Genomic DNA, 19,876 nt, shown 5'->3' with positions numbered 1-19,876 from the left:
CAAGCATGCAAAAAACTACTATTATGAAAATCAAAATTACCCCTAGATTATTTCATATTACCAAAGCATTAGTTTGCTTTCTATTATTATTTGCAAGTTCAGTTTATGCGCAAGATCCTCCGCAATACGGAACACCTTTTGCCGGTGTGCCAGACACGAGAGATGTTAATATGTATCAAGTGCATATACGCCCTTTTAGTGCCAACGGAGATTTAGCCGGAGTAACTGCTAGATTAGACAATATAAAAGCACTGGGCACCAATGTTATTTATCTAATGCCTATTTTCCCACATGGTACCGATTCTCGCAGTTCGGCTTCACCCTATTGTATCAAAGATTTTAAAGCCGTGGGTTCTGAATATGGATCTTTAGCCGATTTAAGAACTTTGGTTGATGGCGCTCACAGCCGCGGAATGGCTGTAATTCTAGATATTGCCATCAATGGAACTTCTTGGGACAATGTCTGGATTGCTTCACATCCTGAATATTACAAGAGAACCGGCACAACAATTCAGCAATTAGGAAACTTCTCCGATATTGCGGCGCTTGATCTTAATAGTTCTGCTACACGAGCAGCCATAAAAGATGCCATGCGTTACTGGATTTTTGCTGCCAATATTGATGGTTACCGTTGCGATTATGCCAATAATCCGCCTTTAGATTTCTGGTCAGAAGTGAATTCAAATCTTCGAAGCATAACTTCTCATAATTTATTGATGCTAGCTGAAGGAGACAGGCAAGAAAACTTTCAAGTTGGTTTCGATATGAATTATGGAGACAGATGGTTTCATAGCGGTTTATATGATATTGCTAATGGAGGTCCTGTTTCTCAAAGAATCCAAGATCAGACAACTTATGAATATGCTAAAGCGACTGGAAATCAGCAAATCGTTAGATATACAGGTAACCATGATACTTATACCAATGATGATGGTGTGAGAAGACCATTTGTTGTATTTAAAAATCACAACGGAATTGTTGCCAATTTCTTGGTTTCGGCTTATATGAGAGGGGTTCCTTTTTTAATGAGCGGACAGGAAATAGATTACGAACCAAAAACCGATTGGCCTTGGACAAACTTTAAATTCAACTGGTCACAAAATCCAACGGCTGCTGCAGATTTTGCCAAAATCTTAAACTTTAGAACTACCAGTGCAGCAATCAGACGAGGTGATTTAACAACTTATGCCAACGATGACATTAGCATTTTTACAAAAACATTAGGCTCAGAAAAAGTCATTGTAATGTCGAATTTGAGAAATGCAGCTAAATCGTATGTTATTCCAGCAGCTTTGGCAGGAACTTATGTTAATCCTTATAACAATAATGCTTCGGTAACTTTAACTGCGGGTTCTACACGTAATTTTGCTGCATACGAATATTTAGTTTTAACCAATACAAATGCACCTGTTGTAGCGGTTACAGGAGTTTCTGTTAGTCCAACTACGGTAACTGTTGGTTTAGGATCAACACAGCAATTAAATGCGACAATTGCTCCAGCAAATGCAACCAATCAAAATGTAACTTGGACCTCAAGCAATACAGCTGTTGCAACTGTAAATGCTTCTGGTTTAGTTACGGCTGTTGCTGCAGGAACCACAACAATAACAGTAAAAACAGTTGACGGAAATAAAACAGCAACTTCGGCTATAACTGTTGCTGCAATTCCAGTTTCTTCTGTAGCAGTATCTCCTACCTCAGCAAGTTTGTATGCAGGAAATACACAACAGCTTACAGCGACAATCTCGCCTGCAAACGCAACGAACAAAAATGTAACTTGGACTTCAAGCAATACCGCAATTGCAACGGTAAATTCAAGCGGACTTGTAACAGCAGTTTCTGCAGGAACTGCAACGATTACAGCAACGACACAAGACGGAAACAAAACAGCTTCGGCTACAATTACGGTTAATCCGAATACCAATTTTACTGTTTATTTCTACAAACCATCAAATTGGGGAACTGGAATTAAAATCTACTATTGGAATGCTTTACCAACAGGAGTATTGGCAACTGTAAACTGGCCAGGAGTAAACATGACTGATGATGGAAATGGCTGGTACAGCTATACTTTTACCAATGTAACTTCAACCAATTTAATTTTCAATGATGGAACAAACCAAACAGCCGATTTAAGCAGAGATAAAAACGGATGGTACATGAACAGCGCTTGGTACGATTCTAATCCAGGAACTGGTGTTGCTGTTACTAGTGTTAGTTTAAGTCCCACGACAGCTTCATTAAACGTTGGTGGAACACAGCAATTAACCCCAACAATTCTTCCTGCAAATGCAACTAATAAATCGGTAACTTATAGTTCAAACAATACAGCTGTAGCCACTGTAAATGCTTCTGGTTTAATCACCGCTGTAGCGAATGGAACAGCAACAATTACTGTTACAACTGTTGACGGAAACAAAACTAGTACATGTCTGGTATCGGTTACAACTGCATCTGGCGGAGGAAATTATTATACAATCAAAAACAGATGGACTGGCGCTTATTTATCTGATGCAGGAACAAATACAGGTTACGGAACATCTGTTTCTGGCAACAATTACAAATGGCAAAAAATCGCAATTGATGCCACTTATTTTGTTCTTAAAAATGTTGCAACAGGAGAATTGATGAATATCGAAGGCCAGACAGGAAATGTACAGTGCAATATAACCGATACTACTTTCTGGAGCGCGCAATGGTCAAGTGATTATATTGACGGAACTTGGGTTCGTTTAAGAAATAGATGGCAGACAGGAAATATTATTCATATCGAAAACCAAACCGGTGCTGCACAATACGGAAATTCGCAAGACGGCTGGTACAGTGCGCAATGGCAATTGGAGCCAACAACAGTTGGAACATCAAAAATGGCTTTAAAAGTTGAAGAAGTTTCTACAACTGAACCAGTAATCGGTATTTACCCAAATCCAGCGACAAACAATGTATTTAATATTCTAATGCCAGAATTAGCAAGTGGAGATGTTGCAGAAATTTTCGTTTCTGATTTGAACGGAAGAACTCTTCTTACTGAAAGACTTTCTTCTTCAGGGCAAGTAAATCATCATTTATCTTCTGGAGTTTATATTGTAAATATTATTTCTAAAGATTTTAATGTGACCAAAAAACTGATTGTTAAATAAGCTGATTTTAGATGAAAAATTAAAGGCGTATGAAAATTTCATACGCCTTTTTTTATTTTATTTTGCCACAGATTAAAAGGATTTAAATGATTTTTTAATCTTCAAAATCATTTAAATCTGTGGTAAAAAAGAATTCGTAAAAATTCGTGGCGAATCTTTTTTTAAAACGAATAATTCAGAGCAACTCCAAAATCATTCTTTAAATTGATATCATTTTTTATGATTGCAGGTTTAAACGCTAATCTTTCATCTACATTAAATTGAGACAAAGCAGCATCAACATTGGCATCGATTATATTTAAAATATAAAAACCCACCATAAATAAAGCAGATAAATCTCTATTTCTCTGATAGCCTTTTTGAGCCGTAATTAATTGGCTTTCGCTTAAGCCAGCCAAAAATTCCGAATCACTTTTTTTTCCTTCCAATCTGCTTTTATATTCATCTCTGTACAAATTGTAGTTTTTCTGATTATCAATGTATAAATATGCACTTGTACCGATTGCGCCATAAACTAAAGGAAGTTTCCAATATTTTTTATTGTAGATCTGACCTAAACCAGGCAAAACAGCCGAATAAAATGCAGCTTTTGCAGGACGAAGCGGGTCAATGGTTTCCGATTTTAGAGAATCTTTTAAAATGTTTTTATTTTTTCCCTGAGCAAAGATTGTAGTTAATCCTAAGAATAGAAAAAGAAGAATAAATTGGTTCTGCATATAAAGTTGTCTTTGAAAATTTGACTCAAAGAAAACTTTTTAATTCTAAGATTTTTCTTAAATAAAAGATAAAGAAAGCTTAATTTTTTATTTGCCACCAATTTCACGAATTTGCACGAATTATTTTAAAAAATTATTGCCACAGATTAAAAGGATTTAAATGATTTTTTTAATCTTCATAATCTTTTTAATCTGTGGCAAAAAAATTCGTGTGAATTCGTGCAATTCGTGGCAAACTTTATTTTACTCCTCAAACAATTCCATCAACTCCAGCGCACGTTTTATCGACTTCACGTTCTCAAAAGTCAATAACAAACGTAATCCGTTTACGGTTTGTTTTTCTTTCATTTTACAAAGATTACTATGCTTTTGAACGAAATTCAAGACATTTCTAAACTTCACCGATTGGTAATAATCTGATTGCTGATCGGATACAAAATAACCAATCATTTTTCCTTGCTTCAGAACCAATTTCTCGATTCCAACTTTTGTCGCAATCCATTTTATTCTGATGCTGTTTAATAAAGCAACAGCAGGTTTTGGCAATGGTCCGAAACGGTCAATTAATTTTTTCTCAAATTCTTGTAATCCAGCTTCGTCTTTTATGGCACCTAATTCGTTATATAAAACCAAACGTTCTGAAACGTTATTGATGTATTCGTCAGGAAATAAAAGCTCAAAATCAGCATCGATTTGAATGTCTTTTACGTATTCTTTCGTGTCAATATCATTTTCCTCAGGATATAAATCTTTGAATTCGTTTTCCTTCAATTCTTCAATCGCTTCGTTCATGATTTTTTGGTAGGTATCAAAACCAATTTCATTAATGAAACCGCTTTGTTCTCCACCCAATAAATCTCCTGCTCCACGAATCTCCAAATCTTTCATCGCAATGTTGAAACCGCTTCCTAATTCGCTGAATTGTTCCAACGCCTGAATACGTTTTCTAGCATCTTCGGTCATAGATGAATATGGCGGACAGATGAAATAACAGAATGCTTTTTTATTACTTCGACCAACACGCCCACGCATTTGGTGCAAATCTGATAATCCGAAATTGTTCGCATTGTTGATGAAAATCGTATTGGCATTTGGAACGTCCAAACCACTTTCTATAATTGTGGTTGCCACCAAAACATCAAAATCTCCGTTCATGAAACCTAACATCAATTCCTCAAGTTTGGCGCCGTCCATTTGTCCGTGACCAATTCCGACTCTTGCATTTGGAACCAAACGCTGAATCATTCCTGCCACTTCTTTTATATTTTCGATTCGGTTATTGATGAAGAAAACCTGTCCATTTCTTTGAATTTCATATGAAATCGCATCACGAATAATCTCTTCATTAAAACCAACCACATTCGTTTCAATAGGATAACGGTTTGGCGGAGGCGTTGTAATTACCGATAAATCTCGAGCCGCCATTAACGAAAACTGTAAAGTTCTCGGAATTGGCGTTGCTGTCAAAGTCAGCGTATCGACATTGGCAGCAATAGTTTTCAATTTATCTTTTACGTTTACTCCAAACTTTTGTTCCTCATCAACAATCAATAAACCTAAATCTTTAAAAACGACATTTTTATTTACTAATTGATGTGTTCCAATCACAATATCGAGTTTTCCTTCTGCTAAATCTTTTAGTGTTTGTGTTTTTTGTTTTGCCGTTCTAAATCGGTTTAAGTAGCCAATTGTAACAGGCATATCTTTTAAACGTTCAGAAAAAGTTCTAAAATGCTGATACGCCAAAATAGTCGTCGGAACTAAAACAGCGACTTGTTTACTATTATCAACCGCTTTAAAAGCCGCACGAATCGCAACTTCCGTTTTTCCAAAACCTACGTCACCACAAACCAAACGATCCATTGGGCGATCGCTTTCCATATCGGCTTTCACTTCTGCTGTCGATTTCATTTGGTCTGGCGTATCTTCGTAAATAAACGAACTTTCCAATTCGTTCTGAAGATAACTGTCAGGCGCAAACTGAAACCCTTTTTCTAAACGACGTTTTGCATACAGCTGAATCAAATTGAACGCAATATGTTTGACACGCGCTTTGGTTTTCTGTTTTAAAACCTTCCAAGCGTTTGATCCTAGTTTATATATTTTTGGAGGCGTTCCGTCTTTTCCGTTGTATTTGGAGATTTTATGAAGTGAGTGAATGCTCACATAAACAATATCATTATCGGCATAAACCAATTTTATGGCTTCTTGTGTTTTACCCTCAACCTGAATTTTCTGTAGTCCTCCAAACTTACCAATTCCGTGATCGATGTGCGTTACATAATCGCCAACAGAAAGTGCGGTTAATTCTTTTAAAGTAATATTCTGCTTTTTCGAATATCCGTTTTTAATGTTGAATTTATGATAACGCTCAAAAATCTGATGATCAGTATAAGCCGTTATTTGGTTTTCTTCATCAATAAAACCTTGGTATAAAGGCAATACAATCGTATGATATTGCTTTCTGATATTTTCTGAATTGGCTTCATCCAAAGATTCAAAAATATCATGAAAACGTTTTGCTTGCGTATCATTCGAACAAAACAGATAATTGACGTATCCGTTAAAATGATTTTCGCTTAGATTATTCAGTAATAAATCAAATTGTTTATTGAAAGATGGCTGAGGCTGAATATGAAATTCAAATTTCTTGGTTGTTTTATAAACTGGTCTTGAGGCCAATTCTACAACCGAAAAATCTAAAGATCTTTTTATAAATGACGCCTGATTTAAAAACAATTGTTCCGGCGTTGCATGTTTTATTTCTCCCGAAAGTTTCTCAAAAGCTTCTTCTGCTCTTGCAAATTGTTTGTCTAACTGACTAAAAAGTCCTTCAGTATTTTGAATGAAAAGAACTGTTTTTTCCGCAATATAATCTAAGAAGCTTTCACGATTTTCCTGAAAAAGTTTGTTCTCAACGTTCGGAATAATTGTAATTTTTTTATGTGTTTCTACTGAAAGCTGTGTTTCAACATCAAAAGTTCTGATGCTGTCTACTTCGTTTCCAAAAAACTCAATTCGATATGGATGATCATTTGAAAAAGAAAAAACATCGACAATTCCCCCACGAACAGAAAATTCGCCAGGTTCTGTAATGAAATCTACTCTTTTGAATTCGTATTCGAACAAAACTTCGTTGATAAAATCAATTGAAATTTTATCGTTCAAAGCAACCTTTAAAGTGTTTTTATCTAGTTCTCTTCTTGTTACTACTTTTTCAAAAAGTGCTTCAGGATACGTAACAATTACGGCTGGTTTTTTTCTTGAATTAATTCTGTTTAAAACCTCCGCGCGAAGCAGAACATTGGCGTTGTCTGTTTCATCAATCTGGTACGGACGGCGAAATGAAGCTGGATAAAACAATACATCTTGTTCTCCAATCATTTGTTCTAAATCGTTTAGATAGTATGCCGCTTCTTCTTTGTTGTCTAAAACAATCAGAAAAGGCAGTTCGGTTTTCCTGAAAACAGAACGTATTATAAAAGAAACAGCAGATCCCAACAATCCGCTGATGTTCATTTTTACCTGATTTCCTTCCAGTAAACTTTTAGCAATCTGCTCGGCTTTTGGCAGATTATCGTATGTAGTATATAAGGCGTTTTTACTCAACTCTTGGTATATTTTTATCTAATGGCGGTGCCGAACTCGGAATCGCACGTGTTGTATCTAACATTCTAAGGAAATCTTCTTCTCCTTGTTCTTTAGGAATCTTGGCTTTTTCGACAATTTTATCCATTTGTCTTTCCAAAGAAATCAGTTCCTTATTGATTTCCTGAATTAAAAAAACCACTTTATCATCTGGAATGTTGCTCAAATGAATAAACAAATCCAGCATTTTAATTTTAGTAATCAAAATAGAAATGCGGCTCTTGATCTGAGGCTGATTAAACTGAGCCGGTATATTATTATTAAGAGCCATCGCTTTTTTGGAAATAGCTGCAGATTTTTTCTGAAACGCACCAATGGTCTTTCTAGGCTTTTCACCTATTTCTTTTATAAATTCACGCCATTCCGTCCAAGAATTCAATTGTGATTCTGAAATCTCATTAATGGGTTCGTCTAGAAAAGTCCAGCCTTTATTTATATTGTTAAAAATAGCTTCTTTCTTTTTCGCTTCTTTTGCATTTTCTGCAAGGCGTTTTTCATTTTCATTTTGGCAAGAAAATAATACAGTTGTCAAAAGCAGAAAAAGAGATATTTGGTATTTCATTGATTAAAACAGTTAGGCTGCAAAGTTACGAAGTAAATTTACAATTATGAATTCTGTTTTTTGCTAAAGATTCTATAAATCAAGGTTATTTTTTTGTCTTTTTATTACTATCAGAGAATCAATTATAACAATTTTTATTTGATTAGTATAGCAATAAAATGGCGCTTTTTCAGCGGTTTTCAAAAAAGGCACAAAGACACACTTTTAAAAGAGAATAATATAACAAACAAACTTTTTAATTATTGAATTTATAATTTACCGTCCAAAAAAGCGCAAGTAATTGCGAAAACGTTATATTTGTATTCTCTAAAAATCGTCAAGAAATGAACCCTAAAATATTGATCATTGGCGCGTGCGGTCAGATTGGAACAGAGCTGACTCAAAAACTGCGTAAATTATACGGAACCGAGAATGTTATCGCTTCTGATATTAGAAAATTAAATACTGATGTTGTTAATTCGGGACCTTTTGAAGTGGTCAATGCTTTAGATTTTAATCAGATCGAACATTTGGTCGAAGTGCATAAGATTACCGATATATATCTGATGGCAGCACTTTTATCTGCAACTGCTGAAAAAAACCCAGCTTTTGCTTGGGATTTGAATATGAATTCTCTTTTTCATGTTTTGAATTTAGCAAAAGCAAAAAAGATTCAAAAGATTTTCTGGCCTTCGAGTATTGCGGTTTTCGGCCCAACAACTCCAAAAGAAAACACACCACAATATACTGTAATGGAGCCTTCAACTGTTTACGGAATCAGTAAACAAGCGGGCGAAAGATGGTGCGAATATTATCATAATATTTATGGAGTTGATGTTCGCAGTATTCGTTATCCAGGCTTAATCAGCTGGTCTACTCCTCCAGGCGGCGGAACCACAGATTATGCAGTTGATATTTTCTATAAAGCTATTGCCGATAAAAAATACGAATGCTTTTTGTCTTCTGAAACCAAAATGCCAATGATGTATATGGATGATGCAATTGACGCGACAATTAATATCATGAAGGCGCCAGTTGAAGAAATCAAAATACATTCTTCATACAATTTGGCTGCGATGAGTTTTACTCCAACTGAAATTGCTGCAGAAATTAAAAAGCATATTCCTGAATTTGAGATTACTTATAATCCAGATTTCCGCCAAAAAATTGCAGACAGCTGGCCAGCTAGCATAGACGATTCTTCTGCTAGAGAAGACTGGGGATGGAATCATAAATTTGATTTAGAAACCATGACAAAAGATATGATTGAGCATTTGAGTTAAATTCTTTTCAGCACAATTTGTTTACTATCATTAAAAGGCAAATAATCAATTGCCTCCAACTTTAGTTGGAGATTTTTTGTTATAAAAATGAAAGGCTTTAGCCAGACTTTGATAGTTTAGCTAAAGCCTTTTTTATTCTCATTTTTGTTCCTCCAGCTAAAGCTGAAGGCTATTCAAAAAAACGTTACGCCTTAAAAGAAAAAGTCCCGTTTATCAACTTATATAGTGCTTTCTTTCCTATTTACTTCAAAAAACCATTCTTATTTATGGTATAATTCTTTCTTGGCGCAATTGATCAAAAAGACTAAAAAACATTTCTTCTGTATCTATAAACTCATAAAAACCTAAACGTCTTGCTTTGGTTCCATCAGCAAAAAAATCATAATCCCAAGAAAAAACAAAATCTCCAAAGTTCCAACTGGTCAATTTTTCATAATCGTGTTTTTCTAAATTGTATTTTTCCTGAATATTTTCCCACAAAACCTTTTTGTCGGCCATTACTGTTTTTAATTCCATTTGAAGTGGAGGCGCAACAGGAATATCAAAATAAGAAGCGATTTTAGGCCAAAGTTCTGTCCATCGAAACAGATCTCCATTTGTAATATTAAAAGCCTGATTTGCGCATTGCAGATTTGTTGCTGCCCAAACAGTTGCTTTAGCCAAGAGTCCAGCATCGGTCATTTCCATAAGTTTATCGTAAGCTCCTGCTTTTCCCGGAAATCGAAGCGGTAGATTTAATTCTTTAGAAATTGATGCATAAACAGCTATCAAAAGTGCCAGATTCATTGGGTTTCCTATTGCAGTACCACCTACAACAGAAGGTCTAATAGCACTCCAATTCCACTTTTTTCCTTCTTTCTTTTTTTCTAAATATTGCTGCTGGTCAATGTTAAATTCTGGAGGCATGTGACCCGCGTCTGTTTCTTTTGCTGGAGTTTTAAAAGGCCCTAAATGAGCTCCATAAACTTTATAGCCCTGCATTAAACTGATATGCTGTAAGCCTTTAGATAATGGTTCAATTATCTCAACTACATTTTTAAGCATGTTTAGATTTGGCTCAACAAGTTCAGACCATGATGGACGATCTTGATAAGCGGTGTAAAATATATGCGTAATATTTGTGAGGCTAGATAACTGCTTTTTACTGTTTTCAGTATCCAGTAAATCAACTGAAATGTATTTCAGATTAGGCGCATCATTGCCTCCTTTTCGGGATAATCCAATAATATCCCAATTGTTAGTAGATAAAAGATATTCTATAAGATTTGTTCCGATAACGCCATTTGCGCCAACAACCAATGCTGTATTTTTATTTGCTGTCATTTTCTTTGTATTTAAAATTGTTTTACAAAGTTCAGACAAGCTAAAGAGCTATAAAATGAAGTGAATTATGAAATAAGGTTGAACTAGTTCAAGTTTATTTTTTCAGCTTATTGTTTTTTATTTTCGAAAGAAATTCTGTTGTCATCCCTAAATAAGATGCCAAAGCATATTGAGGCACGCGATTTGCGATTAAAGGGAATTGATTTATAAATTTCTCATAACGTTCTTCTGCCGAAGAGGTAAGATTGGTAATAATTCTTCGTTGAAAAAATGCTGCGGTACGTTCTGCTGTAATACGAAAAAAAGTTTCAAATTTTGGATTAGCCTTTTTCAATTTCGCTTCCGTTTCGAAATCTATTTGTAACAAAACAGCATCTTCTAAAGCCATAACAAACATCGTGGCCGGCTGCTGATAAATATAGCTATTATAGTCAGAAATCCACCAATCTTCAATAGCAAAGGCAATCGTGTGTTCCTGACCTTCATCATTTACAACATACGCTCTTAAAGCACCTTCTACCACATAGTTTCTATGCTTAGCCACAAAATCTGGCTGCACTATAAACTGACGTTTCTTTATCTTTTTTATTTTAAAATTAGAAACAAATTGATTCGTTTCTTCCTCAGAAAGCTCTACTCGGTCTTGCAAATGTTTTATTAAAGATTCGTATTGTGCCATTCTTTTTGAATTTAAAATTTCAATCTACAAGATTACTATTGTATCAAAATTACAACTCTTTTAAATTTATCAAGCAAAAAAAAATCCAAAGCTAGAAACCAGCTTTGGATTTTTTTTATTTGAGATTTTTGAATTTTTACTTCACTTCAAAAACATTATTTGTTTGTTTTACATCAGCCATTAATCCGCTTGGATCGATCGTGATTTTTTTGATTGACGTCTTGTTTTTGTCAATTGTAAAACTATAGTTTTGCTGTGCCCAAGCCCAGTCTTCTAATACTGTTCTTTTTTCGTTCGGGTTTGGATTTGGTTTAATGAAGTTCATCATTCTTAACGGAATATAAAATGTCTCAGATGTTCCGTCTGTATAATCTACTTTTAAATCGATTGGCATTGGCATTCTTCCAATTCTTTCTAAAGAAACCGTTGTTTTTGCTGCATTATCAGCAACATCCTTAATTCCGTAATCGATCGTATTTGTAGTTTGTGTCCAATCAATCAAATACCAGTCTAACTCAGCTCCAGAAACTCTTTCAGCTGTTCTTTTAATATCGTTAGGAGTTGGGTGTTTGAATTTAAAATCGTTAAAATATCTTTTTAAAGTTGCATCAACATTCTCTTTTCCTATTACGTATTCTAACTGAGAAAGGAAAAGGCTTCCTTTAACATAAGAAGAAATACTGTATGGACGGTTCTCATCGTAACGATCTCCGTGAGTTGTCTGAGGCTGTTCTTTACCAGAATTTACTAAACTGTAATATGCCTTATAATTCCCAGCAAAAGGGTTTGCTTCTTTTTTATCTCCTTTTAATTCATTCAAAGCACTGTCTTCGATATACGTTGTAAAACCTTCGTCCATCCAAGGGTGTTTTGATTCGTTTGAAGCTAAAATATGCTGGAACCAAGAGTGCCCTAATTCGTGCGTTGCTGTTCCAAGAATTCCTTCTAGAGTTCCGTTACCTAACATTAAAGTACACATTGCGTACTCCATTCCACCATCTCCACCTTGAATAAATGAATATTGTTTGTATGGATAAGCTCCTACTCTCTGGTTGTAATAGTCCATTACTTTAACCATTAACGGCTCTAACTGTTTCCAGTTTGCTGTCGTTTTTTCGTTGTTTTTGTAGAAGAAATGCAAATCAACATCGTTTGGTCCTTTTACAATATCGTGTGTATATTCTTTATCGGCAGCCCATGTAAAATCGTGAACATTTGGCGCAATAAAATGCCAAGTCAACGTTTTTGCTTTTTTAGGATATGTAACCGTTACACCTGCATCTTGGTAACCGTGACCAATTGAATTTTTATCCTGTAAATATCCAGAACCACCAATTGTGTAATCTTTGTCAATTGTAATTTTTACATCAAAATTACCCCAAACACCGTGAAATTCTCTTGCGATGTACGGATCTGCATGCCATCCTTCAAAATCAAATTCGGCTAATTTTGGATACCATTGCGACATTGAAAGTTCAACTCCTTCAGAATTGTTTCTTCCTGAACGACGAATCTGAACTGGCACCTGTCCGTCAAAATCTAAAGTAAAAGCCGTTTTAGAATTTGGAAGGATTGGTTTTGCCAAAGTCACTTCTAAGATCGTTCCTGAAACTCTTGTTTGAGCCGTAACGCCATCTTGCTTGAAGTTTGCGATTTTTAAGTACCCAACTTCGTTTGGCTTTAAAGTTTCAATACGGCTTTGTTTTATTTCTTTTCCGTCAGCTTGTTTTACTTTGTTTACCATTCTTCCGTCTGGATCTTTAATAAAATGAAGACGCGCATCCATTTCGCTTCCTGGCTGAAAAGCGTTTGGATATAAATGATAGAATACTTTTTTAAGAGTATCAGAAGAGTTGTTGGTATAAACCAATTCTTGTTTTCCTTTGTACTGATAGTTTTTTACATCCATCGAAACCTCCATTTTATAGTCAGCGTGCTGCTGCCAATATGGGGCGCTTTGTGCAAAAGCCGAGTTAAAACCTAAGCTTAGGAAAGAAAGTAAAATAATTTTTCGCATGTTAATATGTAATAGAAAATGGAAGGGCTCTCGCCCTTCCATTGGATTAATAGTGTACTATAGTTTATTTTTTAGACATTTTTTCTGCCATTAATAAAGCGTTGTAAGCATTTACCATCTTAGCTGTTTTTGATGATTCTGCAGAAGAAACAGCTGCTGGTTTTTCTCCAGGATTTTCACCTTTTCCTAAAACAACCATTGAAGGAAGCGCTACTCCAGAGTCCATCAAAATCTTTTTAACTTGAGCTGCCTTTAATTTTGGATAGTACGAACGAATTAAAGCTGCAACACCAGCTGCATTTGGAGATGCCATTGATGTTCCTTGCAAATACTTGTATTTATTGTTTGGAACCGTTGCATAAATTTCTTCACCTGGGGCAAAAACGTCTACGTTTATTTTCCCAAAGTTTGAAAATGAAGCCACAACATTTTCTCCGTATGATTTATTAATAGCTCCAATTGTAATTAAATTATCTGCAAATTCTTTTACGTTGTCTTTAGAATCGTTTGGATAATTGATGTTTTTTGTTTCATCGATATTGTAACCATCGTTACCAGCCGCATGAACAATTAAAACGTCTTTTTTAGCTGCATAGGCAATAGCATCATAAACCCATTGTTTATGTGGAGAAAAGCTTTTTCCAAAACTTCCATTGATTACTTTTGCTCCATTGTCTACCGCATAACGAATTGCCAAAGCAATATCTTTATCGTACTCATCTCCATCTGGAACAGCTCTAACTGTCAAAATTTCAACGTTATTTGCTACACCGTCTCCTCCTAAATTATTTCCTCTAACTTGGGCAATAATTCCCGCAACGTGAGTCCCGTGAAGTGCTTTTTCTTTGTCTGGACCAAAAACAACATTATTACCATAATGGCTGTTTTTAATATCTTCTGGATTATCTCCTACGATTTTTCTTCCGTCGTATTCTTTGTTTAAATTGTATTTTAACTGATCTTCAACTTGTTCACTATACTCTGTCAATTCAGATTCTGGATTAAAAGTTGGTCCGGCATTGGTAAAAATCTGAGTCATAATTGCTTTACTTCTTGCCACTTTTGGATCTGTTGAAGTAACTGCGCTTAAATCTTCGAGTTTATAGTCTGATTTATTAAGTTCTTTTTTAATTGTGTTATGAACATCAAGTAAAAAATCTGCTTGCTGTTTATCTTGAAGAGCCTCTTCATACTTTTTAGTATATTCTGCCAGAGCTGCTTTGTATTCTGCAGAACCATCATCGGCTTTTTTAACGATACGTGTCAATTCTAGATTTTCGTGAACAGCATCTCCAAGGAAATTCCATCCGTGAACATCGTCGATAAATCCGTTTTTGTCATCGTCGATTCCGTTTCCTGGAATTTCTTTTTTATTTGTCCAGATCATTCCCTGTAGGTCTTCGTGCTCGATATCGACACCAGAATCTACAATTCCTACAATTACTTTCTGCCCTTTTTTACCTTGCAGTAATTCAGCATAAGCTCTATCAACACTCATTCCTGGAATTGAGTCTTTTATTAAATCAAGATGGCTCCATCTTTTTAATTCATTTTCACTAACAGGCGCTTTTTTTACAACTGTCGCAGGCGCTGTAATAAACTCTTTTGAAGTGGAAACCTGCGCTTGAACTGTGGCGCTGCAACCTGCTAAAACAAGCAATGCAAAAGCAGATAATTTAAGAGGTTTTATATGACTCATGTATGTATAAATATAAGTAAAGTTAAAAGATGGGTCTAAATTATGCTTTTTTGTTACAAAAAACTAACTGTTAACAATGTGTTATGAAATTTTGACGAAAAATAATCAAAACTATAATACCCTCAAATATTTATCATTCAAATCATTATAAATGTAATTCTATTCATTCAAAAATATACTTGCAATGACTTTGAATGGTAAAAAATCAACAAATAATATAGTGTTTACGTTTTCCCGTAAGGTATGCCCGTTTAATTACTTTATACTTGCGCGACCTAATCCTAAATTTATTCTATGAAGACAAAACTACTCTTATTGCTGTTACTGGCAAGTTTTTCTAATTATGCGCAAACCAACTTAGTTCCGAATGGGAATTTCGAAACCTGGTCTGTATCTTCAAAACCCGATAACTGGTTTCAATATTTTAGCGGTTATATCTCTAAAAGTACTGTTGCTCAAAATGGTTCATCAAGTATTAACATGATGGTTGCCAGCGGAACATTTAACTTCATTAACACGGACTATTTTCCGGTAATTGCTGGTAAAACGTATAGAGTTACATTATATCACAAACTTGCAAAAGGAACGTTTTCTTCTATAGATTTTAGTTTGCAACATAAACCTGGTACTTTTAAGGAGGAAATAATTAAAAAATCGGATGTTACTTTTTCTGCTACTGAGTGGAGAAAAATAGAATTTGAATATACTCCAACTGTTTCTGAAAATGTCGAAGTTGATATTTGGACTTATGGAAGTCTCAACTCTGAAATTTTGGTTGATAATGTTTCTATGGTTGATATTAATGAGCAACAATATACTAAAATTCCTGATCCAGAGTTTGAAAGCTATTTGAGTTATATTGGAGCTGACAAAGATGGAATAAACGGAAAAGTAGCTACAAGCAACATTTCATCAATAAAAACTTTGGATGTTTCATTCAAAACATGGAACATCAAAGATTTAACTGGAATTGAAGATTTTGCCGCTCTTGAAAGTTTGGTTTTTAAAGGAAATGCCGGTAAAATTTCTACTTTGAATGTTTCTAAAAACTTAAAGCTTAAAAATTTAGATGTTAGTTCAAATCTATTAACAGCTTTAGATGTTTCTAATAATCTTGAGTTGGAGAGTTTAAATTTTGGAAGCAATAAGTTAACAACAATAGATGTTGCTAAAAACACTAAACTAAAAACATTAAAATTTGAATCTAATCAGCTAACCTCAATTTCTGTTTCAAATAACAAAGAGCTTGTTGATTTTAATTGTTACAGCAATAAAATTACTAGTTTAGATTTATCTCAAAACCCTCTTCTTACAGATTTAAACTTCGCATACAACACAATTACATCACTAGATTTATCTAAAAATACGCTTTTAAAGAATTTAAGCGGTCAAGGTTCTAAACTGACAGAATTAAATATTTCTAAAAATACTTTATTAGAACTTGTTAGAGTATACACTAATAGTTTAACAACTTTAGACGTTACCAATCAGCCAAATTTAAAGACGCTTGAATGTTATGAAAATAAATTAACTAGTTTAGATTTAACAAAAAACACTTTACTAACCAGCATAGCTTGTTCTAGAAATGAATTAAAAGAACTAAATCTTTCCAACAATAAAGAACTTGTTGCTGTAGATATTCTTTTGAATAAAATCACTGCTATAGATGTAACGCAAAATGCAAAATTAACCAGATTGGCTGTTCATTATAATAGTCTAACCAAACTGGATGTAACTAAAAATTTATTGCTTGAGCAGTTAACGATTGATAATAATCAAATATCAGAAATAGATCTTAGCAATAACCCAAAGCTTCAATTGTTTGTTTCTAGAAATGTTCCGCTAAAGAGCCTTGATCTTTCTAAAAATACTGCCTTAACTTCTTTGTACTTTGGAGAAAGTAAGATTGAGAGCTTAGATTTATCTAAAAATACAAAATTGACATACGCGAGCATTACGTCTAACAAGCTGCTTTATGATCTTAATCTTAAAAATGGCAACAATGCAGCTTTGGATGTTTCCTTATTAAAAAATCTAAGTCTAACTTGTATTTTAATTGACAGCAAAGCTAATGCTGATCTAAAATGGGGCACAAAAAAAGACAGTTGGGCCAAATTCTCTGAAGACTGCAGACCATACACCTCTATTCCTGATTCAAATTTTGAAGATAAGTTAATTGCCTTAAAAATTGATATTGATGGTAAAAATGGACAGGTTTTAACTTCAAGTATTGCTCAAATAAAAACTCTTGATGTTTCTGGAAGCAATATTTCTGACCTAACCGGAATTCAGGATTTTGGCAGTTTAGAAACATTAAATTGCCAAGACAACCAATTATTATTCTTAGACTTATCTAAAAACGTTTCTTTAACTTCTGTAAATGCTTCAAACAATAAGCTCGTAAGTTTAGATTTGAAAAACGGCAAAAATACATTGCTTAACAAAACGACTTCTTCATTTTTAAACAATACTTCTTTAAAGTGTATTCAAGTAGATGATGAAAATTATGCCAACACAAACTGGGCTGCTTTAAAAGATGCTACAGCAAACTATAATACGCTTTGTAACTCTTTTGTTGCAATTCCAGATTCTAATTTCGAAAATAAGTTAATTGCATTAGGAATTGATACTGATGGAAAAAACGGAAAAGTATTAACTTCTAGCGTTTCTTCAATTTCAACTTTAGACGTATCTGGAAGTTCAATCTCAAATCTTGCCGGAATTGAAGGATTTGTTGCTTTAAAACAGTTGAATATTTCTTCTAATAATTTAAAAACGATCGATCTAACAAAAAATATTGCAATTACAGCATTAAATGCTAAATCAAATCAATTATTAAATTTAGATCTTTCAAAAAATACGGCATTAACAGAAGTGGATTGTTCTTCAAATAATTTATTCAGCTTAAACCTGAAGAATGGAAACAATTCAAAAATGCAAAATGTTACTGCTGGAAACTTTAAAAGCAATCCTAATCTATCTTGTATTCAGGTTGACGACAAAGCTTTTGCTGACTCTAATTGGGCAAATGCAAAAGAGATTGCCACTTCTTACTCAACAGTTTGTGATGCAAATAATTTTACAATGTTACCTGATGCTAATTTTGAAACTAAATTAATTGCACTTGGGATAGATAAAGATGGTGTTAACGGAGCTGTTTTAACATCTAGTATTTCTTCTGTAAAAGAATTAAATCTTAATGAGTCTACAAATGTACAAACTACTCCAATACAAGATTTAACAGGAATACAAGACTTTAAAGCACTTGAAAAACTATCTGTTGGATATAATTATTTAACGGTATTAGATCTTTCTAAAAATACCGCTTTGACAGAGGTAAATTGTGGAGGAAACCGTCTGCGTACAATTGATATTTCTAAAAATGCTTTATTAACAAAATTTGATTGCGGATACAATGATGTATTGGCTCAAATCGATTTTTCTAAAAATCCCGAACTTACAACTGTCAACTGTCAAGGCAACAGATTGACTTCTTTAGATTTTTCTAAAAACCCAAAATTTAATTATTTATATGCTGATAGCAATAAACTTACCAGTGTAAATCTAACAGCAAATCCAAATTTAAATTATCTAAATTGTGTCAACAATTCATTGGAAAGCATAGATTTGTCAAACAACAAGTATATCAATTATCTTTTCCTTGCTAATAACCGATTAAAGACTTTAGATATTTCTAAAGTGACTTCTGTAATACAGTTTGGATGCGACAACAATCTATTGACAACTCTAAATCTGTCTGCAAACACAAACTTATCACAGTTTACATGTAGTAAAAATCAACTAATTGCTTTAGATTTATCTAATAACACCAATTTATGGACATTATATTGCCCTGAGAATAAATTGACGACTTTAAATCTTTCAAAAAACAAAAAACTTGCAGCGGTAAATTGTAGTTCAAATAATTTAGTTTCCTTAAATATTAAGAATGGTAATAATGCGGCTTTCAGCCAATACTATGAAAGTGATTTTTATCTAAATTTTACGAACAATCCAAATTTAACTTGTATTCAGGTTGACGATGCAACTGTTGCTAATACAAAAATGGCAAACAAAAAAGATGCAACAGCTTCTTATAATACTAATTGTGGGACTGCTCTTGTATTACCAAGTGACAACTTTAGTGTTGAAACAAAAGGAGAATCTTGCCAAGGTGAAAATAATGGAGAAATTAGCATTACTGCAAAAGGATCTTATACCTATGTAGCAACTATAGCTGGAAAAGCATATTCATTTGCCAACAACAGCGTGAAAATAGCAAATTTAGCTCCTGGCACTTATACCGTTTCTGTTACCATTGCTGAAGAAAACTTTGAACAAAATTTCAATTTTACTATTCAAAAAGCTGCAACTACAACAGGAAGATCTGATGTAAGCGCTAAAACAGTAAATGTTGAAATTACCGAAGGAACGGCTCCTTTCACCGTATTTGTTAATGGTGCAGAACAATTCCAGACAACAGACAACAACTTTACAGTTTCTCTAGATAAAGCCGGATTAGTTGAAGTAGCAACCGCAAAAGCTTGTGAAGGTGTTTTTGCCAAAAAAGTTACTTCTTATGAATTAGGAACAATGCTTTCTGCTTATCCAAACCCTACTTCTGGCAGTATCGAAATCGAAATTCCTAGCTCAAAAACTGAAGTTGTTATTGATTTATACAATTTTAGCGGTCAGTTGGTTTCTCACGGAACTTATAATATTGAAAGTGGAAGAGCACTTTTAAATCTTGAAAAATTGCCATCAGGAATTTATGCTGCTAAAATCAATTTAGAAACTCCAGAATACATTAAAATCATAAAAAATTAAAAA

General features: G+C 34.0%; 10 protein-coding genes. 3 read left to right on the top strand and 7 right to left on the bottom strand.

Annotated features, from left to right (window positions below):
* Window positions 1–23 precede the first annotated feature (23 nt).
* Window positions 24–3,140, top strand: a complete 3,117-nt coding sequence (locus tag OZP10_RS09885) for an Ig-like domain-containing protein (RefSeq protein WP_281634493.1) — start codon at window positions 24–26, stop codon at window positions 3,138–3,140.
* A gap of 161 nt (window positions 3,141–3,301) precedes the next feature.
* On the opposite strand, the gene OZP10_RS09880 is transcribed toward OZP10_RS09885, so the two are convergent.
* The 3 genes from OZP10_RS09880 to OZP10_RS09870 form a co-directional block, all read right to left on the bottom strand.
* Window positions 3,302–3,856, bottom strand: a complete 555-nt coding sequence (locus OZP10_RS09880) for a DUF5683 domain-containing protein (RefSeq protein ID WP_177211352.1) — start codon at window positions 3,854–3,856, stop codon at window positions 3,302–3,304.
* Between the two features lie 243 nt (window positions 3,857–4,099).
* Window positions 4,100–7,465, bottom strand: coding sequence for a transcription-repair coupling factor (gene mfd / locus OZP10_RS09875; protein ID WP_281634492.1), 3,366 nt, complete (start codon window positions 7,463–7,465; stop codon window positions 4,100–4,102).
* Complete coding sequence (locus OZP10_RS09870; protein ID WP_281634491.1) at window positions 7,458–8,066, bottom strand: hypothetical protein; 609 nt, start codon at window positions 8,064–8,066, stop codon at window positions 7,458–7,460. Before OZP10_RS09870 ends, mfd begins: the two co-directional genes overlap by 8 nt.
* A gap of 323 nt (window positions 8,067–8,389) precedes the next feature.
* Here OZP10_RS09870 and OZP10_RS09865 point away from each other — a divergent pair, with 323 nt between their 5' ends.
* On the top strand, window positions 8,390–9,328 hold the full coding sequence (locus OZP10_RS09865; protein ID WP_281634490.1) for an L-threonine 3-dehydrogenase: 939 nt from the start codon (window positions 8,390–8,392) through the stop codon (window positions 9,326–9,328).
* A 264-nt stretch (window positions 9,329–9,592) separates the two neighbouring features.
* Here OZP10_RS09865 and OZP10_RS09860 read toward each other — a convergent pair whose 3' ends face one another.
* The 4 genes from OZP10_RS09860 to OZP10_RS09845 all read right to left on the bottom strand — a co-directional run bounded on the left by OZP10_RS09860 (window position 9,593) and on the right by OZP10_RS09845 (window position 15,046).
* Complete coding sequence (locus OZP10_RS09860) at window positions 9,593–10,651, bottom strand: SDR family oxidoreductase (protein WP_281634489.1); 1,059 nt, start codon at window positions 10,649–10,651, stop codon at window positions 9,593–9,595.
* A gap of 94 nt (window positions 10,652–10,745) precedes the next feature.
* Window positions 10,746–11,330, bottom strand: a complete 585-nt coding sequence (locus tag OZP10_RS09855) for a Crp/Fnr family transcriptional regulator (RefSeq protein WP_281634488.1) — start codon at window positions 11,328–11,330, stop codon at window positions 10,746–10,748.
* A gap of 136 nt (window positions 11,331–11,466) precedes the next feature.
* Window positions 11,467–13,347 carry a M1 family metallopeptidase gene (locus OZP10_RS09850; protein ID WP_281634487.1) on the bottom strand — a complete coding sequence of 627 codons (1,881 nt, stop codon included), beginning with the start codon at window positions 13,345–13,347 and terminating at the stop codon, window positions 11,467–11,469.
* A 64-nt stretch (window positions 13,348–13,411) separates the two neighbouring features.
* Window positions 13,412–15,046: a S8 family peptidase gene (locus OZP10_RS09845; RefSeq protein ID WP_281634486.1), complete on the bottom strand. Its 1,635-nt coding sequence runs from the start codon at window positions 15,044–15,046 to the stop codon at window positions 13,412–13,414.
* 294 nt (window positions 15,047–15,340) lie between these two features.
* Here OZP10_RS09845 and OZP10_RS09840 point away from each other — a divergent pair, with 294 nt between their 5' ends.
* Complete coding sequence (locus tag OZP10_RS09840; protein WP_281634485.1) at window positions 15,341–19,873, top strand: T9SS type A sorting domain-containing protein; 4,533 nt, start codon at window positions 15,341–15,343, stop codon at window positions 19,871–19,873.
* The last annotated feature ends 3 nt before the right edge of the window (window positions 19,874–19,876 follow it).

Origin of the sequence: Flavobacterium luteolum (assembly GCF_027111275.1) — a bacterium.
GTDB lineage: Bacteria > Bacteroidota > Bacteroidia > Flavobacteriales > Flavobacteriaceae > Flavobacterium > Flavobacterium luteolum.
This window is presented reverse-complemented; position numbering and strand designations above follow the sequence as displayed.

What these genes read in the sequence shown, in the direction of transcription:
- OZP10_RS09840 (WP_281634485.1), top strand. Translation starts at nt 15,341, where the DNA reads ATGAAGACAAAACTACTCTTATTGCTGTTACTGGCAAGTTTTTCTAAT.
- OZP10_RS09845 (WP_281634486.1), bottom strand. Translation starts at nt 15,046, where the DNA reads ATGAGTCATATAAAACCTCTTAAATTATCTGCTTTTGCATTGCTTGTT.
- OZP10_RS09865 (WP_281634490.1), top strand. Translation starts at nt 8,390, where the DNA reads ATGAACCCTAAAATATTGATCATTGGCGCGTGCGGTCAGATTGGAACA.
- OZP10_RS09880 (WP_177211352.1), bottom strand. Translation starts at nt 3,856, where the DNA reads ATGCAGAACCAATTTATTCTTCTTTTTCTATTCTTAGGATTAACTACA.
- OZP10_RS09885 (WP_281634493.1), top strand. Translation starts at nt 24, where the DNA reads ATGAAAATCAAAATTACCCCTAGATTATTTCATATTACCAAAGCATTA.
- OZP10_RS09850 (WP_281634487.1), bottom strand. Translation starts at nt 13,347, where the DNA reads ATGCGAAAAATTATTTTACTTTCTTTCCTAAGCTTAGGTTTTAACTCG.
- OZP10_RS09855 (WP_281634488.1), bottom strand. Translation starts at nt 11,330, where the DNA reads ATGGCACAATACGAATCTTTAATAAAACATTTGCAAGACCGAGTAGAG.
- OZP10_RS09870 (WP_281634491.1), bottom strand. Translation starts at nt 8,066, where the DNA reads ATGAAATACCAAATATCTCTTTTTCTGCTTTTGACAACTGTATTATTT.
- OZP10_RS09860 (WP_281634489.1), bottom strand. Translation starts at nt 10,651, where the DNA reads ATGACAGCAAATAAAAATACAGCATTGGTTGTTGGCGCAAATGGCGTT.